This window comes from Frankia sp. AvcI1, assembly GCF_001420875.1.
GTDB classification, from domain to species: domain Bacteria; phylum Actinomycetota; class Actinomycetes; order Frankiales; family Frankiaceae; genus Frankia; species Frankia alni.
On sequence record NZ_LJFZ01000011.1, the window covers coordinates 110412 to 133010 of the forward strand.

14 protein-coding genes, 1 tRNA gene and 19 pseudogenes are annotated in these 22599 nt (G+C 72.3%); 17 read left to right on the plus strand and 17 right to left on the minus strand.

The genetic code is table 11. From position 1 onward, the window contains the following. Window positions 1–219: 219 nt before the first annotated feature. The coding region (locus UK94_RS13640) for a MarR family transcriptional regulator (protein ID WP_313949505.1) at window positions 220–645 on the plus strand (426 nt) is incomplete at its 3' end. A gap of 99 nt (window positions 646–744) precedes the next feature. Continuing rightward, window positions 745–833 (plus strand) — tRNA-Ser (locus tag UK94_RS13645). Window positions 834–1189: 356 nt separating this feature from the next. Here the strand turns inward: UK94_RS13645 and UK94_RS51120 are convergent. From UK94_RS51120 to UK94_RS76100, 3 pseudogenes are all read right to left on the minus strand, one after another. Continuing rightward, window positions 1190–1537, minus strand: a pseudogene (locus UK94_RS51120) (transcriptional regulator); the annotation flags it as partial. 1 nt (window position 1538) lies between these two features. After that, a pseudogene (locus UK94_RS51125) lies at window positions 1539–1618 on the minus strand (transcriptional regulator); the annotation flags it as partial. A gap of 13 nt (window positions 1619–1631) precedes the next feature. Further along, window positions 1632–2515: pseudogene (locus UK94_RS76100) on the minus strand (helix-turn-helix domain-containing protein); the annotation flags it as partial. Between UK94_RS76100 and UK94_RS32535 the strand changes: the two are divergent. The 3 genes from UK94_RS32535 to UK94_RS13660 all read left to right on the plus strand — a co-directional run bounded on the left by UK94_RS32535 (window position 2423) and on the right by UK94_RS13660 (window position 3679). Beyond that, on the plus strand, window positions 2423–2713 hold the full coding sequence (locus tag UK94_RS32535; RefSeq protein WP_041939931.1) for a hypothetical protein: 291 nt from the start codon (window positions 2423–2425) through the stop codon (window positions 2711–2713). The pseudogene UK94_RS76100 and the gene UK94_RS32535 overlap by 93 nt on opposite strands. A 154-nt stretch (window positions 2714–2867) precedes the next feature. After that, window positions 2868–2999, plus strand: a complete 132-nt coding sequence (locus tag UK94_RS73745; protein ID WP_256788234.1) for a hypothetical protein — start codon at window positions 2868–2870, stop codon at window positions 2997–2999. Window positions 3000–3073: 74 nt separating this feature from the next. After that, complete coding sequence (locus UK94_RS13660; RefSeq protein ID WP_011607645.1) at window positions 3074–3679, plus strand: hypothetical protein; 606 nt, start codon at window positions 3074–3076, stop codon at window positions 3677–3679. A gap of 100 nt (window positions 3680–3779) precedes the next feature. Here the strand turns inward: UK94_RS13660 and UK94_RS13665 are convergent. The 5 genes and pseudogenes from UK94_RS13665 to UK94_RS51145 form a co-directional block, all read right to left on the minus strand. Further along, window positions 3780–4077: DUF3817 domain-containing protein (locus tag UK94_RS13665; protein ID WP_235487811.1), on the minus strand; the 298-nt coding region annotated here is incomplete at its 5' end. Window position 4078: 1 nt separating this feature from the next. After that, window positions 4079–4199 (minus strand): annotated as a pseudogene (locus tag UK94_RS51135) (DUF3817 domain-containing protein); the annotation flags it as partial. 1063 nt (window positions 4200–5262) lie between these two features. Continuing rightward, window positions 5263–6783 carry a hypothetical protein gene (locus UK94_RS13675; RefSeq protein WP_055750138.1) on the minus strand — a complete coding sequence of 507 codons (1521 nt, stop codon included), beginning with the start codon at window positions 6781–6783 and terminating at the stop codon, window positions 5263–5265. Between the two features lie 450 nt (window positions 6784–7233). Beyond that, window positions 7234–7957 (minus strand): annotated as a pseudogene (locus tag UK94_RS51140) (sigma factor-like helix-turn-helix DNA-binding protein); the annotation flags it as partial. Window position 7958: 1 nt separating this feature from the next. After that, window positions 7959–8202: pseudogene (locus UK94_RS51145) on the minus strand (sigma factor); the annotation flags it as partial. Between the two features lie 518 nt (window positions 8203–8720). Between UK94_RS51145 and UK94_RS13685 the strand changes: the two are divergent. From UK94_RS13685 to UK94_RS13700, 7 genes and pseudogenes are all read left to right on the plus strand, one after another. Further along, window positions 8721–8918, plus strand: coding sequence for a hypothetical protein (locus tag UK94_RS13685; RefSeq protein ID WP_011607639.1), 198 nt, complete (start codon window positions 8721–8723; stop codon window positions 8916–8918). A gap of 40 nt (window positions 8919–8958) precedes the next feature. Further along, the coding region (locus tag UK94_RS51150) for a nitroreductase family protein (protein ID WP_235487813.1) at window positions 8959–9307 on the plus strand (349 nt) is incomplete at its 3' end. A 2-nt stretch (window positions 9308–9309) separates the two neighbouring features. Beyond that, window positions 9310–9606, plus strand: a pseudogene (locus UK94_RS51155) (nitroreductase family protein); the annotation flags it as partial. 59 nt (window positions 9607–9665) lie between these two features. Then, on the plus strand, window positions 9666–10386 hold a 721-nt coding region (locus UK94_RS13695), incomplete at its 3' end, for an NAD(P)H-quinone oxidoreductase (RefSeq protein ID WP_268761344.1). Window position 10387: 1 nt separating this feature from the next. After that, window positions 10388–10643, plus strand: a pseudogene (locus UK94_RS51160) (zinc-binding dehydrogenase); the annotation flags it as partial. A 131-nt stretch (window positions 10644–10774) separates the two neighbouring features. After that, window positions 10775–10877: pseudogene (locus UK94_RS51165) on the plus strand (DUF2587 domain-containing protein); the annotation flags it as partial. A gap of 1 nt (window position 10878) precedes the next feature. Then, window positions 10879–11350, plus strand: a pseudogene (locus tag UK94_RS13700) (bacterial proteasome activator family protein); the annotation flags it as partial. Window positions 11351–11380: 30 nt separating this feature from the next. On the opposite strand, the gene UK94_RS13705 reads toward UK94_RS13700, so the two are convergent. From UK94_RS13705 to UK94_RS51175, 3 genes and pseudogenes are all read right to left on the minus strand, one after another. Beyond that, on the minus strand, window positions 11381–12910 hold the full coding sequence (locus UK94_RS13705; RefSeq protein ID WP_011607635.1) for a metallopeptidase TldD-related protein: 1530 nt from the start codon (window positions 12908–12910) through the stop codon (window positions 11381–11383). Further along, window positions 12907–13804 (minus strand): TldD/PmbA family protein (locus tag UK94_RS51170; protein ID WP_235487815.1); only part of this gene is annotated, 898 nt, incomplete at its 5' end. The genes UK94_RS13705 and UK94_RS51170, both read right to left, overlap by 4 nt. Window positions 13805–13912: 108 nt before the next feature. After that, window positions 13913–14478, minus strand: a pseudogene (locus UK94_RS51175) (DNA gyrase modulator); the annotation flags it as partial. A 2005-nt stretch (window positions 14479–16483) separates the two neighbouring features. Between UK94_RS51175 and UK94_RS51180 the strand changes: the two are divergent. The 3 genes and pseudogenes from UK94_RS51180 to UK94_RS51190 form a co-directional block, all read left to right on the plus strand. Continuing rightward, the coding region (locus tag UK94_RS51180) for a Scr1 family TA system antitoxin-like transcriptional regulator (RefSeq protein ID WP_268761337.1) at window positions 16484–17054 on the plus strand (571 nt) is incomplete at its 3' end. 1 nt (window position 17055) lies between these two features. Then, a pseudogene (locus UK94_RS51185) lies at window positions 17056–17150 on the plus strand (transcriptional regulator); the annotation flags it as partial. Between the two features lies 1 nt (window position 17151). Then, window positions 17152–17575, plus strand: a pseudogene (locus UK94_RS51190) (XRE family transcriptional regulator); the annotation flags it as partial. On the opposite strand, the gene UK94_RS13730 reads toward UK94_RS51190, so the two are convergent. After that, window positions 17541–18338 (minus strand): Cof-type HAD-IIB family hydrolase, encoded by a 798-nt coding sequence (locus UK94_RS13730; protein ID WP_041941129.1) that lies wholly within the window; start codon window positions 18336–18338, stop codon window positions 17541–17543. The pseudogene UK94_RS51190 and the gene UK94_RS13730 overlap by 35 nt on opposite strands. A gap of 166 nt (window positions 18339–18504) precedes the next feature. Between UK94_RS13730 and UK94_RS13735 the strand changes: the two genes are divergently transcribed. Both UK94_RS13735 and hisG read left to right on the plus strand, forming a co-directional pair. Then, entirely contained in the window at window positions 18505–18969 is a 465-nt protein-coding gene (locus UK94_RS13735) for a phosphoribosyl-ATP diphosphatase (protein WP_268761345.1), read from the plus strand. A 54-nt stretch (window positions 18970–19023) separates the two neighbouring features. Next, a pseudogene (gene hisG, locus UK94_RS13740) lies at window positions 19024–19858 on the plus strand (ATP phosphoribosyltransferase); the annotation flags it as partial. A gap of 111 nt (window positions 19859–19969) precedes the next feature. Here the strand turns inward: hisG and UK94_RS51195 are convergent. From UK94_RS51195 to ftsH, 5 pseudogenes are all read right to left on the minus strand, one after another. Continuing rightward, window positions 19970–20067, minus strand: a pseudogene (locus UK94_RS51195) (GTP cyclohydrolase I FolE); the annotation flags it as partial. Window position 20068: 1 nt separating this feature from the next. Further along, window positions 20069–20160, minus strand: a pseudogene (locus UK94_RS51200) (GTP cyclohydrolase I); the annotation flags it as partial. Between the two features lies 1 nt (window position 20161). Then, window positions 20162–20584: pseudogene (folE, locus tag UK94_RS51205) on the minus strand (GTP cyclohydrolase I); the annotation flags it as partial. A gap of 143 nt (window positions 20585–20727) precedes the next feature. Beyond that, a pseudogene (locus UK94_RS51210) lies at window positions 20728–20942 on the minus strand (hypothetical protein); the annotation flags it as partial. Between the two features lies 1 nt (window position 20943). Beyond that, window positions 20944–22599: pseudogene (gene ftsH, locus UK94_RS13750) on the minus strand (ATP-dependent zinc metalloprotease FtsH); the annotation flags it as partial.

The window sequence follows — 22599 nt, forward strand, 5'->3', positions numbered from 1 at the left end:
TGCNCACGACCATGTCGCTTGCAAGGGGGGTTTGCGAGATCGTTTCGGTTGCCACGGACGATCGCTGTTGTGCACGATACATGCTATGTGTGCCGTGCACAGACGCCGGAGCTGCGCATAGTCTGGGATAAAGGTCACGGTCAGACGAGGGCATAGGTGCCCGGATGCGCGGCGGAGGCGAGCGTGCTCGAGGACCNGCAGGAGATCGAGCGAGAGCTGTTGCTGCTCGCCCGCCATCACATCCTGCCCACGTCCACCCACAAGCAACACGGCCGGACACTCGACCGCTCGGCGTACTTACTGCTGAGCCGGATCGAGGCGGAGGGGCCGATGACCATCGGGCAGCTCGCCGACGCCTTCGCCCTCGACGTCTCCACCGTCAACCGGCAGGCCGCGGCGATGCTCCAGGCCGACCTGGTCGAGCGCATCCCCGATCCCGACGGCGGGATGGCCCGCAAGCTGGCGGTCACGCCGCAGGGGCTGGCGCGCCTGCACGCCGACCGCGATGTGGTCCTGCGGGGGCTGGGCCAGGTCCTCGAGAACTGGTCCGCCGAGGACCGGCGATGTTTCGCCGATCTGCTCGGCCGCTTCAACATCACCTGCGAGCGCGAGAACGGCTATCCCTGGCCCCGTCCCGCCCCTGTCNCCGACCGGTAGCCGCCCGCCGCGCCGCGCCGCGGTGGCGGCCGGGCGATGATCGGATCTTGTAGGATGAGCTCGCTTGTCTGGCTTGACTGCCAGGTGGGAGGGNTCGCCTAGAGGCCGATGGCGGCGGTCTTGAAAACCGCTAAGGGGAGTGATCCTCTTCGTGGGTTCGAATCCCACGCCCTCCGCTCACGTCAGCTCCTGACGTTCCGTTGCTGCATTACCCCGCCGGTCATCGACGGGGCCGCAGCCGGCGGCGACGCTGGTCGGGTCGGAAACGGCCGACGCCGGAGGGTGCGGACCCGCCGGGACGAACGCAGGGAGATGAGTGCTGTGACCGTGCACACCGAGGCCGTCGAGCGTTACTTCGCCGCGTGGAACGCGACCGAGNCGGACCGGATCGCGGCGGCGGTCAGCGCGGCGTGGACGCCCGACGGCGGCTACACCGACCCCACGGCCGAGGTCGTCGGCCGCGACGGGACCGCGTGCCCGCCACGGCGGGATAGCCCGCGGCCGCGCGGGGAGCGCGGGCGGGGCGGCCGGTTCATCGCCCCTCGGCGAGGGCCGCAAGGGCTTTGGCCGTCTCCGGGTCGGCGGGCAGGAACGTCTCGACCGCCAGCTCGGAGACGGTCACGTCCATCGGGGTGTTGAACGTCGTCATCGTGGAGATGAGCGTGAGCAGATGTCCTTCGACGACAATCCGCATCGGTAGTGCGAGCGCCGCAGGCGCCCCGTCGGACGGCGCTGCGGGATTCGCCGAACCGGGGCCTGTGTCCGCACCCGGATCGTTGAGGGCCGGTCGGTCGGGAACGGGATAGGCGGACACCTCGTCGTGGAGCGCGCGCAGTGCGGGCGAACCACGCAGAATCATGTTCCGCTGCATTCTCTCAAGNAGGTGCGATCGCCATTCCGCCAGATTCACGATTCGCGGCGCGAGCCCACGCGGATGCAGAGTGAGGCGCATGGCGTTCAGNGGTGGGCGCAGNAGGTCCGCCGGCACGCCGGTGAGCAGAACCAGCGCCGCCCGGTTGGTCAGTGCAACGTCATAGTGCCCGTCGAGTACCAGCGCCGGGTTCGGCTCATAGGCAGTGAGCAGCTGCTCCAACCCGGCGCGCACGGCGGTCATCGCCGGGTCGTGCAGCGGGGTCTCCGGGTAGGCCGGGGCGTAGCCGGCGGCGATCAGCAGCGCGTTGCGGTCCCGCACCGGAACGTCGAGATGTTCGGCGAGTCGCAGGACCATCGCTCGGCTCGGCGTGGCCCGGCCGGTCTCGACGAAACTGATGTGCCGGGCGGAGCTATCCGCCCGAAGTGCTAGTTCGAGTTGACTGACTCTGCGTCGTTCCCGCCACTGCCGCAGCAACGCGCCCACGCCCATCCGGGCACCCCCGGGTGCCGGGTCGGCCGGGCCGGGTCCCGTGGAGGGGCTCGTCATGCGTGCAACCGTAGCCAGTCTGGCCGGGTCCGGTCGTGCCATCGTTCGCCACGACATGGCCCAGTGTCCCTGCATTGTGATTTTCGTGTTCGATGATGTCTGCCACGGGCGTCTGCCCTGAGTGGCCCGAAAGGTTGCGCGAGATGCCCGGAGTAGGTGGGATCGCCCCGACCTGACCGTCTCCGGAGCGTTGGCACTGGACAAACACCCTGAAGACTCGACGGCCGGTTGCGTGACGCTTGTGCAGGTCTGCGACAGGATGGCCGGGTGCCTCCCCGTCGGTCGACATCCCCTCGCGCGATCCCGGCCGCCGTCTCCTCGCCCCGGCGTCCCCGCGCGATTTCCGTGACCCTTCACTCCGATCCGGATCAGCCCGGCCGGCAACCGACACTGCCGATCCAGGTGCCCCGCCGCCGGCAGCCCGAGGCCGGTGCGCATATCGCGGTTACGGCCAGTTGTGCCGGCTGCGACACGCGGTGGACCGATCCGGTCACGACCCATTGCGGTTCATGTCATCAGTCCTGGCCGAGCGTGCAGGGCTTCGACGACCACCTGGTCGAATGCCCGGCCCATCCGGTCATCGCCGCCCGGCGGGTGAAGCGGGAAGCCGAGCAGTCCGGCGTCGGAGCCGCCTGACCGGCGCCATTGGCATCGGCGTCGGACCGGTCCGGAGTTTCCCGCCCGTCGGCCGAAACTCCGTCGGCCGCCTGTTTCCCGACTCCACCTGTGATTGCGGTCAACCGGTCGGTGACGCGGTCGCGGAACTGCTACGTTCCGGCGCTGGAGCACCGTGGCCGTCCGCGGCGTGGCGTGCGCCCGATCGCGGCGGCGCAAGCTCGCCGGGGCGGCGGCCGCCGCGGTCGCGCAGGTGCTGTCTGCCCCTGCCGGGCCGGTGCTGCTGGACGGGTCCTGCCGGGCGTGATGCAGGCGCGTGGTCCAGGCGGCGTGGTCCAGGCGGAGCGGTCGGGTGGGGTGGCCGGGAGGATGGAGGAGTCGATGACGGTCTGCGGGCTGGTCCGGTTGGACGGGGTCGACGTGCGGCGGGCGGTGCTCACCACGATGCTGGCCTCCTCCGCCGCCGGGTTGCCGGCAGCGCGCGGAGTGCACACCGACGGGGCGTTCGGGGCGGTGAGCGCGGCGTCTGCGGGCGCTGACCCGACCCCGCCGATCGCCGTCGACGACGCCGGGCTCGTGGTGATCGCCGACCCCGGGCCGCGGGCTGTGGGCGCCCGCCGCTCGGCGCGCGCGTCGGCCGACGCCTACCGCACCGGCGGCCGGTGGGCTCTGCTGAGCCCCGCGGGCACGATCGCCGTCGTCTGGGAACCGGCCCGGGCCCGGCTGGTTCTCGCCCGGCCGTCGGGCGCCCACACCGAGCTGGTCACCTGGTCGGACGGACGGTTGTTCGCCTTCGGCACCGAGATCGAACAGGTGTTGTCCGTCGGCGGTGGCGGGCCGTCCCGCCCGGCCCGGCTGCGGCGGCTCGGGTCGGGCGAGGTCGTCTCGATCACCGTGGCCGCTGCGCGACACCGCCCCGCGCTCACTGCGGTCCGCCAGCGCACCGGTGCGGCGGCTCCGGGACTGGCCCCGGCCGGCTGCCCCTGACGGCCACCGGCCGCCTGGAACATCCGGGAGACCGTGCCGGCCGCCGGGTGGTGGCGGGCCCGGTCTGGTCGGCGGCGCGAGCCGGTCTGGTCTGGTCGGCTCAGCGGGCGGGCGCCTTGGCGGCCTTGCCGGTGGCGGGTCGGGTGGCCGGGGCGCCGGCCGGTGCGGCGAGGTGCTTGCGGTGGATCAGGGCGGTGACCCGGCGCTCGGCGACGAACGACAGGAACGGGATCGTGCCCGCGAGCATGATCAGGATCGTCTGCCGCAGCGGCAGCCGGCAACGGTTCGCCAGGTCGTACGCGCAGGCCAGGTACACCATGTACAGCACGCCGTGGATCGGGCCGATCGCCGCGACGACGGTGTCGTTGCCGCCGGCGTACTTCAGCGGCACGCCGACGNACACCAGCAGGATCAGGCCGAGGCCGACGACGTAGGCGATCACGCGGTACCGCAGCAGGGCGGCTCGGACCGCCGACGCGGCGGAACGTCCCCCGGCGGTGCGGGAGGGGGCGGGGGTCATCAGCGGGCTCCGTTGATCTGTTTCGCGTTGATCTGCTTCGAGGTGATCTGTTTCGGGTCGATCTGCTTCAGGGCCTCGCGCAGCACNTCGCGCTCGTACAGCGAGGTGAGGTAGCGGTTGTAGGCGTCGAGCTCGTCGTCCTCCTCGGGCGAGTCCGACGCCGCGGTCAACATCCGGGGGCCGTCNAGCTCCGGCCGCCAGGGCGCCTCGGGGGCGATCCGCCCGCCCGCGCCCCACTGGGGACCGCCGTCGTCCTGGGGCGCCAGCTCTTCTCTGATCATCTTGTACCACCAGTACACGACGAAGGCGGCGAAGATCGGCCACTCGACGCCGTAGAAGAGGTTCTGCAACGAGCCCTNCGCCGACTCGCCCTTGGTGAGCTGCCATATCCCCATGCGGATGAACAGCGCGACCATAGCGAGCGCGAGGAGATGACGCGCGATCCACGAGGGTNCAAACAACAGCCGGCGCACGCTGTCGACGCTACCTCTCCGGGTCCGCTTCGCGTAGGTCGCGGGTCAGGTGCCAGCGACCAGGCTCACACCGTCGATGACCCGCTCGGGCCAGCCGGGCGACGGACGGTCCGCGCACCGAGCCGGACGGCGGGGGCCCGGTCGGGCCCCGGGGCGCGGCGGAGGCGGCGATGGCTGGATGCCCGGGGCACTGGATGAGGGCGCTGGGCGCCCGGAGTGCCGGGTGCCGGGTGCCGATGCCCGGAGTGGGCGAAGGGGCGGTGGTGAGGGGGCTGGCCGGCCTTGGCCTGACCGGCCAGCCCCGGTACCGCTCGACGGCCCGTTCGGTCGGCTGGGGGGGGTTAGCCGGACGAACGGGCCGAAACGCCGGCCGGACCTCCTGGCGCGGGGGCCGGTGTGGCGTTCACATAGTCAGTCGTCCGGGAGATGTCGTTTGGTTGCCGCGGAGGGCAAGATTCTTTGAAAGTCTTTCGCGATCTCCGCCGGGTGACCCGAACGGGCTAGACACGATGGTGCGACGCCTTCGTACCGGCGGCCAGGGAATCCGGCTCGGAAGGGTCGAGCGCCGTGATCGCCCGAGCACCGCTTCGTCACCGCAGCACCGCGGCCGCGAGCGTCCAGCCCGCGGAACTCCCGCTGGAGATCGACACGGTGGCGGCCCCGATGTTCGCCGGCAGCGACACGCTCACCCGGGCATCCGCCGAACCGTCGAGCAACGTCGACGGCAGCGCGACGGTGAAGGTCCGCCTGTCCCGTAGCGAGGACACGGTGATCTCGACGCGTCCCGACGACGACCCGAGGTAGACGTCCAGGGTGCGGGCCTGCTGCAGGACGAAGGTCGACAACACGGCCGTGCCCTGGACCGCCAGCCGGTCGGTGTCATCGGTGCCGCTGGCCGTCGGCATCCCGCCGCTCCAGTCGAAGCCCGAGGGCGACGTCGTCGGGACGCCCGCCACGCTCGCGCTGAGCAGCGGGACCGGCAGCGCCGCCCGGTTCTGCACCCCGCCCCACCCCTCGCCGAACAGCGCCCAGTCCGCGGCCCCGGCGCCGGGGAGCTGGACTCGCGATCCGGCCGGGAACGGCGCGGCGGAGCTGGTGTAGATGCCGGTGGCGGACGGCGCCAGGCCGGTGGTGGGCGCCTGGCCGGTGCCGGCCGCGCCGGTGCCGTCCTGGGCCGGTGCGGCCGGATCGGGCCTGGTGCCCCTCGTCAGCGGCTGCGTGGACGCCTCGCTCGACGGCCTGGCCGCGCCCGCCGGCTCGGCCGCTCCCGCGGCCGCCGTGCTGGAGGGCGGACTGCCCTGCCCCTGCGGGACGCCGGCCGAGGGGTCCGCGGGCGTGGGGGAATGCGCGGCGGGTGGTCGGGACGGTGCCAGCGTGGCGCCCGCGGTCGCCCACGGGGACTCCGCCGGGCGGGGGCGGGCGGTCACGGTGGTGGTCGGGGGGTCGGACGAATCGGAACCCTGCAGATCGAACAGAGCGACCAGCGCGATCAGGGCCAGGCTCAACACGGTGACGGTTGCGCCGACGAGCGCCTGGGTGCGACGCCGGCCCGCCCGCCCGGGCGCACCGCCGCCGGGTCGGGTGCGCCGTCGGCGCCGGCCCCGCCGCGGCAGCACCGCGGACGGGCGCCTGCGGGGCGCGCCGGAGCGAGCCTCCAGCCACAGGGGCGACGTCGCGCCGGGCCGGTTCGCCTCCTCGTCGGCGGGCTCGCCGAGGTCGAGCGGACCGGTCAGGTCGATCAGCGTGCCCAGGCCGTCCCGCGCGGCCATCTCGGCGTCCGCGGCCATCTCGGCGTCCGTGGCCATCTCGGCGTCCGCGTGCGGTTCGGCGTACAGCCCTGGCTGCGGGAGATCCTGGACGCTGCCGGCCGCCCGGGCGGTGAAGGGGGAGACGGAGCCCGGCTGGCGCAGCGGGAGGACGGACGGCCCGCCCAGCGGCTGCCCGACGGCCGCCGCGAGCCGGCGCCGAATCCGGTCGGAGTCGGGCTGGTGGCGGGCCATCTCGGCGCCCAGCAGACCGCGCAGCTCCTCGTGGAACGGCGTGCCGGCGCGGCCCGCCCCGGCAGGTGGTTCATGGCCGGGCTCCTGGAACCCCGACGTGCTCGGTGTCATCTACGCCTCGCCGACCCGCCACACCGGCCAGGCCAGTCGTTCCGGCCAGGCCAGTCGCGGCCAGGGAAGCGACCCGGGCCAGGTCGGTGAACCCGCCCCGCCCGGTCGCTCGAGCCAGCCCGGTTCGTCCAGTCGGGTCACGTGTTCGGCCAGGGTCACNTGTTCGGCCTGCGACGCGTGTACGGCCTGCGACGCGTGTTCGGCCAGGGTCACGTGTTCGGCTCCGGTGAGGCGTTCGGGGCCGGTAACGCACTCGAAGCCGGTAACGCGTTCGGCTCCGGGAACAGGTTCGGGACCGGAAACGTGGTCGGGACCGGAAACATGGTCGGGATCGGGAATGCGTTCGGGACCAGGAATGTGGTCGGGGCCTGGTACGCGCTCGGGAACGTGTTCGCGCCAGGCCAGCGGTGGGTGCCCCAGGCCTGATCCGCGCCGGGGGACGGGTTCGCNCCGCAGCGGTTCACGCCGGGCCAGCGGCGCCGCACCGAGCTTCCGGCCCGTCTCGGGGAAGGGGTCACCGCCGGGGTGCCGACCGGCTCCGGGAACCCGTCCGGGCCCCGGTGTCAGTTCGGCCCCCGGTGTCAGTTCGGCCCCCGGTGTCAGTTCGGGCCCCGGTGTCAGTTCGGGCCCCGGTGTCAGTCCGGCCCCCGGTGTCAGATCGGGCCCCGGCGTCGGCTCGGTGCCGCGCGGCGGCGCGAAGGTGGACCGGTCTGGCCCGGCGGGTTCGTCGGACTGGTCGGTGCCGTGTCCCCCGAGGGACTCGGCCGAGCCGGATCGCGCGCCGTGCATCCGGGACTCGCCGGGCCGGGACGTGCCGCCCGGGGGCGTTGCGGGGTGTTCGGGCGCCATGCGGGGGGTCACCTCCTGCTGGGTCGTCGCGGTCGGCGGCGGTTCGGCTCTCTTAAGGATTCGCTCGAGTTCGGCGACTCCCTTGGCCGTCTGGCTCTTCACCGTCCCGACGGAGATGCCCAGTGTCCGGGCGGTCTCCCCTTCCGAGAGGTCGAAGGCGTAACGGAGGACCACGCAGGCCCGCTTGCCCGAGGGCAGGCTCATCAGGGCGGTGCGCAGGTCGACCACGGCCGGCACGTCCGGCACCGGGGCGGATCGCTCGGCGCGCTGCCCGAGCACGGCCAGCCCGCGCCGCTCGCGCACGACCCTGCGGACGCGGTCCGCCNCCAGATTGGCGACGATGCGCCGGACGTAGGCCAGCGGGAGCTCGGCCGAACGGACCCGGTCCCAGTTCGACCAGGCCGCGGTGAGCGCCTCCGCGGTGAGGTCGTCGGCTGCGTCGTGGTCGCCGGTCAACAGGTACGCGAAGCGGCTCAGCGCGCGATGATGGCTCTCGAAGAACGCGTGGAACTCCGCCTGTCTGTGGGGATGTTCGTGCTCGTCGTCGGCCGCGACCGCTTCCACTGGCACGCTCCCCGGGCCCGTCCTGGCCGGCGCGTCCCCGGCGCCGGCCAGACAGTCGATGCTGTGGTCGTCTGTGACTGGTTGCAGAGAACCAAGAGTTCAGGGTGATGCGCATATGANGGTAGCGACTGGATCTGCTGTCTGTCGTGGCACTTGAGTGCTGATCAGTTCCTGTACCGTTAATACGGCGATACGGACGTCGCACCTCGTGCGGACCGCCGTCTCCGCTGTGACCTGTGCGCCATCCGGGTCAGGGGCCGGGCCGGCCCGCCGGCGAGCCCATTCGGCGGCCGGCCGCCACCCGAACGAAGTCCCGTTGTGGATCGGCTGTCTTTGTTGTTTGGCTGGTCGTGTCCGGAGATTGTGTCTGTTGTTGCTTCGATGCTTTTGTTGGCCGAGCAGAGATGTAGCGGCGCCGATCCGGTCTTCGGGGCGGGTCGCGAGGCTTCGGATGGGCGGGTCGATGGCCGTGCGATGCTGGGACGATGTTTCCGCGGCTCCGACCACCGGGTACGGCGGGTGCTATGTCCAGCCCGCTCATCTCGACCATCCGTCCGCACCGTCCGGACACGCCGCCGCCGCTCGACCCGGACGCTCCGATTCCGGACGATCCGGGCCCGCTGCTGCCCGATACGCCGGATCTGCCGCCGGCGCCGCACGAACCCTCGCCGTACACCGAGCCGGCGCCGGACTCACCCGAACCCGAGCCCGAACCGGTCTGATCCGCCACCCGCGCGGGATGCGGCCACGAAGGAGCTCATCGTGACCCTGCTCGACCTCACCCCCGACGAGGTGCTGACGACGACCCGCAGCGTGCGCCGGCGGCTCGATCTCGACCGCCCGGTCGAACCGGAGGTCATCGAGGAGTGCCTGCGGATCGCCCTGCAGGCGCCCAGCGGTTCCAACCGGCAGGGTTGGCACTGGATCGTGGTGACCGACCCGGAGCTGCGCGCGGGCATCGCCGAGTACTACCGGCGCGCCGCAACCGCCTATCTCGACGCCGGCTCCGGGCCGGTGCAGGACTCGCACGAGGGCGAGCGCCGCGCCGTCCAGCAGCGGGTGAGCGACTCCGCCCGGTACCTCGCCGAGAACCTGCACCGGGTTCCCGTGCNNGTCATCGGCTGCCTGGAGGGAGACGCGAGGCAGATCCCGGGGGAGCTGCAGGCGGGCTTCTGGGGGTCGCTGCTGCCCGCCGCGTGGAGCTTCATGCTCGCCCTGCGGGCTCGCGGCCTCGGCAGCGCCTGGACGTCGCTGCACCTGCGCTACGCCGACGAGGTGGGGAAGCTGCTCGGCATCCCGCCGGACGTGAGCCAGGGCGTGCTGCTGCCCGTCGCCTACACCGTCGGGACGGATTTCCGGCCCGCGGCACGGGAGCCGCTGGCGAGCGTCCTGCACCGCGACCGCTGGTAGGACCTGCGGGTTCCAGGGCGCCGGCGGCGTCGTAGCGTGTGAGGGTGCATGCGGTGACGGTGTCGGCCCCCGGCGGGCCCGAAGTCATGTCCTGGTCCAGCGTGGCCGACCCGCCCGACCCCGGGCCGGGTGAGGTGACCCTCGACGTGGTCGCGACCGCGGTCAACCGGGCGGACCTGCTGCAGCGGCAGGGCCTCTACCCGCCGCCGCCCGGCGAATCCGAGATCATCGGGATGGAGTGTTCCGGCCGGGTCGCCGCCGTCGGGCCCGAGGTGTCCGGGGTCGAGGTCGGCACCGAGGTGTGCGCCCTGCTCGGCGGCGGCGGGTACGCGACCAGGGTGAACGTGCCGGCCGGCCAGCTCCTGCCGATCCCGGCGGGCGTCGACCTGGTCGAGGCCGCCGGCCTGCCCGAGGTCGCGGCCACCGTCTACTCGACCGTGTTCGGCATCGCCGACCTGCGCGACGGCGAGGTCTTCTGCGTCCACGGAGGAGCGTCGGGCATCGGCACCTTCGCGATCCAGGCGGTCCGGGCGCTGCGGCCCGACGCGGTGATCGCCACCACCGCCGGTACCGCGGCGAAGCTGGCCAGGGTCCGCGAGCTCGGCGCCGACGTGGCCGTCTCCTATCGGGACTCCGACTTCGTCGAGGTGATCCGCAAGGCCACCGAGGGCCACGGGGCGGACGTCATCCTCGACAACATGGGCGCGGCCTACCTGCCGCGCAACGTGTCGCTGCTGGCGGTCGGCGGTCGGCTCGTCGTCATCGGCCTGCAGGGCGGGGNGAAGGGCGAGCTCAGTCTCGGGGCTCTGCTCACCAAGCGGGCGTCGGTGCATGCCGCGTCGCTGCGGGCCCGGCCGGCGGCGGAGAAGGCCGAGATCATCGCCGGGGTCCGCGCCGAGTTCTGGCCGGCGGTCGAACGCGGCGCGATCAGACCGGTGATCGACCGGGTGCTCCCGATCACCGAGGTGGTGGCGGCGCACTCGCACGTCGCCGATCTCGGGCACGTCGGCAAGGTGATCCTCACCATTGCGCACTGACGGACGGCGCGTCGTGACCGGCTGTCGCTGATCGTGGTTGGGCCACGGCTGGCCCGCGGTCGCGCCATGGCCGGGCGGCCGACGGTGCACCGGCGCCGTGTGGCGCGCCCGGACGGGGCAGGATAGGGGTCATGACGGATCAACCGGAACCCCGCGTCGTGATCGTCGGGCCCGACGGAGCCCTGCACGACGGCCCGCAGACGGTGCTCGGCCGGCCGGCCCGGTCGGTGACCCNGGCCGACGAGCAGGACGAGCAGGAGGGGGGGCCGGCCGGCGGCAACCCCGTGGCCGAGCTGGTCTCCCAGCCCGACAAGGTGATGCGCATCGGCACGATGATCAAGCAGTTGCTGGAGGAGGTGCGCGCCGCGCCGCTGGACGACGCCAGCCGCGTCCGGCTGCGAGAGATCCACCGCAGCTCGATCCGCGAGCTCTCCGACGGGCTGGCCCCGGAGCTGCGGGCCGAGCTGGAGCGGCTGTCGCTGCCCTTCGACGAGGGCCACACCCCGTCGGACGGCGAGCTCAGGATCGCCCAGGCACAGCTGGTCGGCTGGCTGGAGGGCCTGTTCCACGGCCTGCAGACGGCGCTGTTCGCCCAGCAGATGGCGGCTCGGGCGCAGCTGGAGGAGATGCGCCGCCGGGCGCTGCCGAGCGGGCAGCAACAGCAGCAGCCCGGCGGTGAGACGTTCGGGCGCGGCGCCTACCTGTGACGGCGCCGGCGCCCGCGGGCGGCCCGGCGATCAGTTCGCCGGGCTGACCGAGCTCATGTTGAAGTCCGGCACCCGCATCGGTGGCATCCGGGTGAGCGTGAACCAGTCCGCCCACTCGCGGGCCATGGTGCGGGTGGCCGCGCCGATCTGCGCCGTGCGGCCCAGCAGGTCCACGGGCGACTCGTTGAACCGAAAGTTGTTCACCGCCCCGGTGACCTCGCCGTTCTCGACCAGGTAGACGCCGTCGCGGGTGAGCCCGGTCAGCAGCAGGACCTCCGGATCGACGTCCCGGATGTACCACAGGCTGGTCAGCAGAAGGCCGCGCCGCGTCGAGGCGATCATCTCGTCGAGCGACGCGGCGCCCCCCGCGTCCAGGGTCAGGTTATCGATCATCGGCGTGACCGCGCTCTGCGTGGCGCGGGCCGAGGCGCGGGTCTGCACGAGCGCGGCGAGCGCGCCGTCGCGAATCCAGTCGGTGGCGCCCAGGGTCAGCCCGTTGTCGAACACGCTCGACATCGACGACGACGACCCGGCGGTGACGAACGGGGTCGTCGCCAGCTCCGGGTCGGCGGGGTCGCTGAACAGCCGCAGCCCCGCCGGCCCGATCGCCTCGCCGATCCTGGTACCGCCGCCCGGCCGGCTGAACACCGTGCGGCCCTCGGCGGCGTCCCGCCCCGCGGCCGACCAGTACAGGTAGATCATCAGATCGGCGACCGCGGAGGGGGGCAGCAGCGTCTCGTAGCGGCCGGCGGGCAGCTCCACCGAGCGTTCGCACCAGGCGAGCCGGGAGCGCAACGCTGCGACCGTCGCGGCCACGTCCACGTCGGTGAAGTCGTGGGTGGACTGTCCGTGCCACACCGACCCGCCGGGAACGCCGGACTTGGCGTTCCACTCGACGCTGCCCGTCGGCTGGCTGTGCCGCAGCCGCAGCCCGGTGGACGTGCCCAGCCAGGTGGTGGTGACGCCGTGCTGGGCGAAGCCGAACAGTCGACTGCCCTGCGCCCGGGCGGCCCCGAACGCCTCGGCGAGGTCGCGGGCGAACGCGGCGAACACCCCCGTGCCGGTGCGGGCCGCCGGGTCGGTGAAGGCACCGCCGCCCGTGACCTGCTCGGGCCCGCCCCCGGCCAGACCGGCGGTGGCGGGCCCGAGCAGGTCGGCGTAGTCCTCGGCGTCCGCCGCCTCGCGGGCGGCGTCCTCGGCGGCGCGGACGAGCTCGGCGAGGCCGTCGGCGTCGGTGGGATGCGGCAGGTCCCCCGGCCGCGCGCCCCGGCCGGCCGGGGCGCCGACGGTGGAGGCCGTGCGCACCCCGAACGACCGGCCGACGACGCTGACGACCGTGATCGACCGGTCGCGGCTCGCCCCGTTGGTGGTCAGGGTGTTGGTGGCCCAGCGAAGGTTCACCGAGCTGGACTCGGTGGCGATCACCACGCAGCCGTCCGCCCGGGACAGCGCGAGGGCGCGCTCGACGATCTCGTGGGCCGCCTCGGGCACCGCGCCCGCCCGGTCGCCCCGGTCGCCCTGGTCGGCCCGGGTGGTGTCCGCCCCGGTCACCTGGCTCATCGGCCGGCCTCCCGCCGCGTGTTGAGGACGTTGACGCCGCGGAACAGCGTGGCCGGGCTGCCGTGGCTGACCGCCGCGACCTGGCCGGGCTGCCCCTTGCCGCAGTTGAACGCGCCGCCGAGCAGGTACGTCTGCGGACCGCCGACGGCCTCCAGCGAACCCCAGAAGTCCGTCGTCGTCGCCTGGTAGGCGACGTCGCGGAGCTGACCGACGATGCGCCCCGACCGGATCTCGTAGAACCGCTGCCCGGTGAACTGGAAGTTGTACCGCTGCATGTCGATCGACCAGCTCTTGTCGCCGACGATGTAGATCCCGCGGTCCACCCGGCTGATCAGCTCCTCGGTCGAGGGGCCGCCCGGCGCCGGCAGCAGGGACACGTTCGCCATCCGCTGGATCGGCACGTGGCCGGGGGAGTCGGCGAAGGCGCAGCCGTTGGAGCGCTCGACCCCGAGCACGTTCGCGTTGCGGGCCGCCATCGCCCGGTCGAGCTGGTAGCCGACGAGGGTGCCGTCGCGCACGATGTCGAACCGGCGGGTCTGCACGCCCTCGTCGTCGTAGCCGATGGTGGCCAGCCCGTGCAGGGCCGTGCGATCACCCGTGACCGTCATCGCCGGTGAGCCGTAGCGCAGGGCGCCCAGCTGGTCGAGGGTGGCAAACGACGTGCCGGCGTAGGCCGCCTCGTAGCCCAGCGCGCGGTCGAGCTCGGTGGCGTGGCCGACGGACTCGTGGATCGTCAGCCACAGGTTCGACGGGTCGATCACCAGGTCGTACGGGCCGGGTTCGACCGAGGACGCCTTGGCCTTCTCCGCCAGCAGCCCGGGAATGAGGGCGATCTCGCCGTCCCAGTCCCAGCAGCCCGCCGCGGGCCCCGCGACCATCCACTCCCAGCCGCGGNCGACGGGCGGGGCGATGGTGCGCATGGTCTCGAAGCCGCCGCCCGGGTCGACGCGCGTCGCCTCGATCTGGCTGAGCACCCGCACCCGCTGCTGCGTCGTCGAGGTNCCGGCCAGATCCGCGTAGTACTTGTTCTCCATCACCGCTTCGAACCGGCCCTCGACGTGGTCGACGTCCTGCGCCGCGAACAGGGTGCGGCACAGCCCCCCGACCCGCTCGATCCGCTCCCGCGCGTCGATGGCGAAGGGATCGGCGGCGTACGCCGAGACCCAGACCGCGTCGGCGTGCGCCGGCTCCGGGGCGAGCTCGACGGGCTCGGAGTTCAGCGGGGCCGCCACCCGCGCCATCTCGACGGCCTCCCGGGCCAGCCGGACCGCCTCGTCCGGGGTGAGGTCGACGCCGGCCGCGAAACCCCAGGTTCCGCCGTGCACGACCCGCACGGCGAGGCCCACCGTGGCGCCCTCGTGCCGGCTTTCCAGGGCGGCGTCGCGGAAGGACAGCGAGGAGTCCCGCAGCCGTTCGATGCGGATGTCGGCATGCGTGGCGCCGAGATCGCGTGCGGTCTGCAGGGCCGCGTCGGCGAGGGCGGGACGCGGCAGCGCGAGAAACTCCGCGTCGATCTCGTGCGCCGGCAGGCCGGATGCGGCCGGGTCCTGATGGACGGGTGTCGCCATGTCCCTATCCTGGCCCGCGCCGGCGCCCGGTGGGGCGCCGACCCGGGTGGGCGGTGCAGTGGCGGCGCCCACCATCGACACCCCGTGGCCGAGGGCGGCCCGGGGCCGCGCCTCGATTACCACACGTGAATGGCTACCCCGGATGATCGGCAGAGCCCGGATCGTCCGGACGGGGGCGGCCGGATCCGGCCGCCCCCGGCGGCGGTGCGGGGAGACTGCCCGTGGGCTCGGCCGTCTCGCGGCTCCACGCGTCGATCAGCCTCCAGCGCCGTTCGGCCTCCCGGACGGCGGCGGCCAGGATCTCGGGACGATCGGACTGGCTCACGCCGATGAGCAGGTCCGTGGCGGCGGTGAAGGCGTCGACGAACCAGGCCGTCGCGGGGGCGCGCAAGTCGAGTCGGGCGGGTCGGTCCGCCCTGGGGACGGCGGCGGCGAGGAAGACCCGCAGCAGGCAGGACATCCGGTCCGCGAGCGGGTCGAACGCGGTCGGGTCGAACGCGGCCGGGTCGAACGCGGNCGGGGCGAACGCGGCCGGGGCGAAGCGACGGACGCCGGTACCGCGCATCGCGGACGGCGGAACCGGCCGCGCATCCGGCGTCCCGACCGCTTCCGGGGCGCGAGGCCGGCCGCGAGGACCGAGCCGCGCATCCACGAGCGCCTTCACGACCACCATGAGGATNGCGACGATCGTCCAGNCCAACAGCAACGGCCAGGACCTTGGGGCGTCGAGGAGAGCCGCACCCGGCCGGCTGGGGATGTCCATGCGACCTTCCCTCCTGTCGGGCAGGCCTCGACGTCGGTCGAGGCGGCGAGGAAGCCGCCCGATCCCGCCGACCCCGGTGATGCCGGCCCGACATCCCGCGGCACATGGTCGATCTTGTTGGGCGGATTGGGTGTAAATGCACGGTTTGAGCGAGAATCTGTACCCGCCGCACCGCAACCACCGCTGAGCGCCGCTTCGCCGCCGTGGACCCGGTGGTGACGGGGGACCACCCCGGGGGCGTTGGGGTGTCGGCCGACGGGATGCTCCAGTCCGAATCATCCGGCACGATCATCCGAATCTCAAGAGAATTTCTGAATATTCATGATCGAGCCAGAATCGTTGCGGCTCGCCGGCGTCCGGCAGGGGACCCCGCGGCCGGCGCCGCTGGAACGCGGCGCTGGGGNGCGGNGTGGGGGTACTTCCACGCAGGGGTTCGGAGGGGACGTGTCCGCGGCCGTCGGGCCGCGGGGCGGCAACGCGGGACTCGATCCACGCCACCGGTCGTCGGCGGGCGGACGCGACGCGGTCCGCGCCCCGAGCCGGCTTCCCGCCGGAGCCGCAAAATATTCACGATGCTACCCGGCGTAGTCGAAAGGTCGGGGCTACCGCTGTCCTCATTCTCACGTTCCGGTCCTGCTCCCCGTGAACGGGTAGCCCGGAGGAGCTGCTAGTTCACGCGTTTCGGTACTATTTGCGGTGGTCCCGCGCAGCGTTGTGTCACCGCGTCTTGCGACTCTCTGTAGTGATGAAATTACTTGAGGTGGTGGCTACGCCTGCTGGACGATGGGATTTGCCGAGCAGCGGTGACGTTCGGTTATGGCCCTCGGCGTCAGCTCGGCACGCTTGAGAGCCGATCTGCCCCAAGCGGTCGGAATATTCGCGTCGCCGCCGTAGATCTGATCGTTATTACTGCGCTATGTCCTGACTCGGGAGTGATCCCTAGGATGAAGTGCAGTGGTGCAGAGAGGTAGGAGCGATGCGGCTCGTCCCGGTGGCCAGTGCGTCGTGNGCCAGCGCGAACTGTCCCACGGTGTATGTGAACGATGAGGATCAGGACATCTTCGTCCAGGGCTACGCCGTGGCGGACCAGCCGATCCCGACGGGCGAGGTGCCCCCCGGCGAGGCGTTGGTGNGCATCCCCCGCAGCGTGTTCCTGGCAGCCGCGCGCGGGCTGCCGGCGCAGGCGTAGCCGTCGGGGCGCAGGCGGTGGCCGGCGGGGACGGACCGACCTCGGAGGTGGGCATGGAGGGCGAGAGCGCGCCCCCGCCGGCGACGGCACCCGACGGCACGCCGCCGGCCCGGCTCGGGGTCGAACTCGCTCAGCTACGCCATGCCCGGGCGATGACCGGCCAGGCCCTCGCCTCGTCCGTCGGCATCAGCCAGAGCACGATTTCCAAGATCGAGAATGGTCTCCTCCGGCCCAACCCCGCGGACGTCGAGCGGATCGCCCGGACCCTGCAGGCCCCGCCCGAGCTCGTCCGCCATCTCGTCGACCTCGCGGAGCGGCTGCAGTCGACCGCCGCGCGCCGGGCGCCGCGCCGCCGCGGCGCCGTCACCGGCGTGGAGACCCGGCGGCAGGGCGTCAGCCTCGACCAGGAGGAGATCCTCGACGCCGAGCGGGAGGCGACCCTCATCCGGGAGTTCGAACCGATCCTGCTGCCCGGGCTGATCCAGATCAGCGAATATGCCCGCCGGGTGGTGAACGGCTATCACCGCATCACCATCGGCGGCGACGAGGGCGCGTGGTACCAGCGGACCGCGGAGAAGGTCAGCCTGCGGATCAGGCGGCAGAATCTGCTCTACGACGGGACCCNGCGGTTCGAGTTCATCCTGATGGAGTCGGTCCTCGGTAACCGTTTCGCGCCGCCGGAGTACATGATCGCACAGATCAAGCGGATTGCCGCGGTGGNGGAGCTGGACAACGTCACGGTACGGATCGTGCCGAGCTCGGCCGAGCTGGAGTATCCGCACGTGCAGGGATTCACGATTCTGGACGACAGCCTGGTCGTGGTGGAGACGCTGGAGGCCACGGGATTCAGCCATCCGGACCAGGTCCGGATCTACGCGAAGATCTTCGAGGAGTATGCGGCGCTGACCGCGCCCGACCTCGACGGGATTCTGGCGGGGTACACGCGCAGCTACGCCGAACTCCTCGCGCCCCGCCGCCCCACCGCCGGCACCGCCGGCAGCGCCGGCACCGTGGGCAACTCCGGCGCCCCGAGCGCCGCCGTCGCGCCGGGCGAACCCCCGTCGGCTGGGGAACCCACCTCGGGCAGGAACCCGACCCCGGGCGGGGAACTCACCCCGCCGCCGGAAACAGCCGCTCCAGGATGATCGCGACCCCGTCCTCGTCGTTCGAGGCGGTGACCTCGTCGGCGGCGGCGAGGACGTCCGGATGGGCGTTGGCGACGGCGACCGAGTAGCCGGCCCAGGCGAACATCGGCAGGTCGTTCGGCATGTCGCCGAAGGCGATGACGTCGCAGGCGGTCATTCCGCGCTCGGCGGCGAGCTCGGCCAGGGCCACGGCCTTCGACACCCCCGGCCCGGCGATCTCCACCAGGCCCACGCTCGACGTCGTGACGACGGCGTCCGTTCCGGCGAGTTCGACGATCGCGTCATACACCTCGGTGAACGGCTGACCACGTCGCCGGACCAGCAGCTTCGTCGCCGGCAGGGCCACCAGCAGCTCGGGGAACGCCGCGACCAGTTCCTCGGGATCCGGCCACATCGTCTCGAAGGCCGGTTCCCGGCCGAACCGGACGCCGCTCTCCACGGCGAACACGGCGTCCGGTACCGCGGCGCGGATCGCGCGGGCCAACCGCAGCGCCGTGGCCTGCTCGAGAAACCGGTGGCTGACCGGGACGCCCGTGTCCAGGTCGAACACGAGCGCCCCGTTCGCGCAGATGGCGAGGCCGGAGGCCGACGTCTGCGCGACGACGCCCGCCATCACCCGGCTCGGCCGCCCGGTGACGAACACGACGGTCGCGCCGGAGCGCTCCACCCGCCGCAGGGCCGCTCGGGTGCGCGGCGAGACGGTGCCGTCGCTGCGGATCAGCGTCCCGTCCAGATCGGTGGCGACGAGGGCAGGCGGGAACACAATGTCCCAGTCAACCAGCAACGCGCCGCACGGACCGGGCAATCCGCCAGCATCGTGATTCGCCAGCATCGTGATCCGCCACAGCATCGTGCGCCGGCCGAGGGGCGGCGTCGGCGCGCTGTGNCCACCTCACGAGCGTGGTCATCGGTGTCCTCGACCGGTGACGATGTTCGGCGGGACGGCCGACGGCCCGGTGACAGGTAGCATGCCGAACATGGTTCCTGCCGATCGGCCCGGGTCGCCGCCGTCCGGGCGTCTCTCCCGACCCGGGGCGGACGGCGATGCGCACCGTCCCGTCGGGGCCGCCGGCGATCCCGACGCGGCGATCGGCAGCCCCCCCACCGCTGTCGGCGCGAATACAGCCAGCGGAAAGACATTTGACGAACTCTTCGCCGAGGTCGCCGACAAATGGCAGCGCCGGGCGCCCGGTTCGGGTACGGTCGCCGCCCTCGACAAGGGCGTTCATCATCTCGGTAAGAAACTCGTCGAGGAGGCCGCCGAGGCCTGGATGGCGGCCGAGTACGAAGGTCGGGAGAGGGCGGCTGAGGAGATCTCCCAGTTGCTGTACTGGAGTCAGCTCCTCATGGTTTCCCTGGGTCTTTCCCTGGACGACGTATACTCCCACCTGTGATCACGTCCCTGTCCTTTCCCGTAGACGCTGAGTAGTGACAATGCTTCGTATTGNGGTTCCTAACAAGGGGTCGCTGTCCGCGGCCTCCAGCCAGCTGCTCGCCGACGCCGGCTACAACGCCCGGCGCGAGTCCGCGGAGCTGGTGATCACGGATGTCGAGAACGACATCGAGTTCTTCTTTCTGCGCCCGCGCGACATCGCCGTGTACGTCGGTTCGGGCCGCCTCGATCTCGGCATCACCGGTCGCGATCTGCTCCTCGACAGCAACGCCGCCGCGGCGGAGCTGCTGCCGCTCGGCTATGCGCATGCCACCTTCCGCTACGCCGCCCCGGAGGGCGCGCTCGCGGACGTGGCGGAGCTGCAGGGCCGGCGGATCGCCACCTCGTTCCCGGCGCTGGTGCGGGCGGACCTGGCCGGCCGCGGTGTCACCCCGGCGAGCATCGTGACCCTCGACGGCGCGGTGGAGACGGCGGTGCGGCTCGGGGTCGCGGACGCGGTGGCCGACGTGGTCGAGACCGGCCGCACGCTGCGGGCCGCCGGGCTGGAGCTGCTCGGCGAGCCGGTCCTACGGTCCGAAGCGATCATCATCGCCAAGCGGGGGGCGGAGCTGTCCACGTCGCACGAGCGGCTGCTGCGCCGAGTGCAGGGCGTCCTCGTCGCTCGGCGCTACGTGATGATGGACTACGACGTGCCGAGCGCGGTGCTGGAGAAGGCGTGTGACATCACGCCCGGCTACGAATCGCCGACGATCTCACCGCTGCAGCGGGAGGACTGGGTCGCCGTGCGGGCGATGGTGCCCCGCGTGGAGGTCAACCGGACGATGGACGACCTGTGGGATCTGGGCGCCCGCGGGATCCTGGTCTCCGGCATCCAGGCCTGCCGGCTGTAACGCCACTCGCCGCAACTCGCCCTCGATCCCCGGGGCCGGCCGACTCCGGCCGGCCGCCGCCGGGGGCGGTCACCCGGTGGCCCGAGGGGCCGGAGCCGGGTGACCGGTGGATCAGCGCCGGCTGCCGAGGATCAGCGACATGCCCTCGCTGCGCGTCGCCGTGCTGAGAAACTGACCGCGCACCGCGGAGGTCACCGTCGTGGCCCCCGNCTTGCGCACCCCTCGCATCGACATGCACAGGTGCTCCGCCTCGACGACGACCATCACGCCCCGCGGTTCCAGGACGTCGACGAGGGCGTCGGNGATCTGGGAGGTCAGCCGCTCCTGCACCTGCGGCCGGCGGGCGTAAAGATCCACCAGGCGCGCCAGCTTGGACAGGCCGGTGATCTGACCCCGGTTGTTCGGGATGTACGCGACGTGCGCCCGGCCGGAGAACACCACCAGGTGGTGCTCGCACAGCGACGAAAAGTCGATGTCGCGCACCAGGACCATCTCGTCGTGGCCCTCGTCGAAGACGGTGGTCAGCACCTCGGACGGTTCCCGCCCCAGGCCCTCCACCGCCTCCCGGTAGGCGCGGGCGACCCGGTCCGGCGTCTTGCGCAGGCCCTCTCGGTCCGGGTCCTCGCCGATCCCGATGAGCAGCTCGCGCACGGCGCGCGCCACCCGGTCGTGGTCGAAGGGGCGCACCTGCTGCGGCCTGCGACGATCCCGGATCGGCCCGTCCAGGGGAGCCGCCGTGGTGGTGGTCGCGCTGCTGCCGAGTGTGCTGGGGTCGGGAACGCCGAAGCCGTCCGATCCGGTGGCGTTCACCTCTGGCGACGCGCCGGAGCCCACCCGCTCATCCGTGAACACCTCGGGGGAATCGGACGTCAACGGCGTCTCCTGTCGTCGTCGTTCGGCCAGCTCGGCGGGGCCCACGGGTTGGCGATGCGCGGCCCCTCGGGCGGGCTCTCGCCACCGGTCGGAGCCGGTGAACCCGGCCCCTGCGGATAGCTGCTCGGCCCCTGCGGATAGCCCTGTCCCTGGGGGTAACCGTGCCCACCCGGGCTGCCATTCCCGTTTCCGCCGGGACCGACCGGGTTGGNGTGCCCGGCCGGATCCGCCGCGGGCGCTCCCGGCGCACCGTTGCCCGAGCGACCGGTTGCTCCGTTGCCGTGACCGGGGTCCTTCACCAGGTCTGCGACGCCGGTGGGAACCAGCCCCAGCTCGGCCGGGGTCTGCACCGGGGGGCGGTCCGACGGGATGCGCCGACCGACACCGGTGTAGATGCCCCGCACCGGCCGCTTCTGCACGGTCGCGAACACCTCGGCGACGTCGTCCTTGCTCAGCGTCTCGGTGTCCATCAGCCGCAGCACGAGGTTGTCGAGGACATCGCGGTAGGTGACCAGGATCTCCCACGCCTCGTCGTGCGCGGCCTCGATGAGCCGGCGGACCTCGACGTCGATCTCGCTGGCGACCTCCTCGGAGTAGTCGCGCTGGTGCCCGACCTCCTTGCCGAGGAAGACCTCGCTGTTCTCGGTGCCGAACTTGATCGCGCCGAGCTTGTCGCTCATCCCGTACTGCGTGATCATCGCCCGGGAGATCTGCGTCGCCTTCTCGATGTCGTCGCTGGCGCCCGTGGTGGGGTCGTGGAACACCAGCTCCTCGGCGGTGCGGCCCCCGAGGAGCACGGCGAGCCGGTCCAGCATCTCCGAGCGGGTCGACAGGTACTTGTCTTCCAGCGGGAGCTGCATCGTGTAGCCGAGAGCGCGGCCCCGGGGCAGGATCGTGACCTTGTGTACCGGGTCGGAGTTCGGCAGCGCGTGCGCGACGAGGGCGTGCCCGCCCTCGTGGTAGGCGATGCGCTTCTTCTCCTTGTCGCTCATCGCCCGGGTCTTGCGCTCCGGCCCGGCCATCACCCGGTCGATCGACTCCTCCAGCAGCGCCGAGGAGATGAACTTCAGGTTGGACCGGGCCGCCAGCAGGGCGGCCTCGTTGAGCACGTTGGCCAGGTCCGCGCCGGTGAAGCCGGGGGTGCGCCGGGCGATGACCATCATGTCGGCGTCCGGACCGATCGGCTTGCCCTTGGCGTGCACCCGCAGGATGGCCTCGCGGCCGAGCAGGTCCGGCCGGTCGACGACGATCTGGCGGTCGAAGCGGCCGGGTCGCAGCAGCGCCGGGTCGAGGATGTCGGGCCGGTTCGTCGCCGCGATGAGGATGACGCCGCCCTTGACGTCGAACCCGTCCATCTCGACGAGGAGCTGGTTGAGGGTCTGCTCGCGCTCGTCGTGCCCACCGCCGAGGCCGGCCCCGCGGTGGCGGCCGACGGCGTCGATCTCGTCGACGAAGATGATCGCCGGCGCATTCGCCTTGGCCTGCTCGAACAGGTCCCGGACCCGGCTGGCACCGACCCCGACGAACATTTCGACGAAGTCGGAACCCGAGATCGAGTAGAACGGCACGCCCGCCTCGCCGGCGACGGCCCGGGCCAACAGGGTCTTGCCGGTACCCGGCGGCCCGTAGAGCAGGACACCCTTGGGGATCTTCGCGCCGATCGCCTGGAACTTGCTCGGGTTCTCCAGGAACTCCTTGATCTCCTGGAGCTCCTCGATCGCCTCGTCCGCGCCGGCCACGTCGGAGAACGTCGTCTTCGGCGTGTCCTTGCTCACCAGCTTGGCCTTGGACTTGCCGAAGTTCATGACCCGGTTGCCGCCGCCCTGCATCTGGTTCATGAAGAAGAACAGCAGCAGGACCACGAGCAG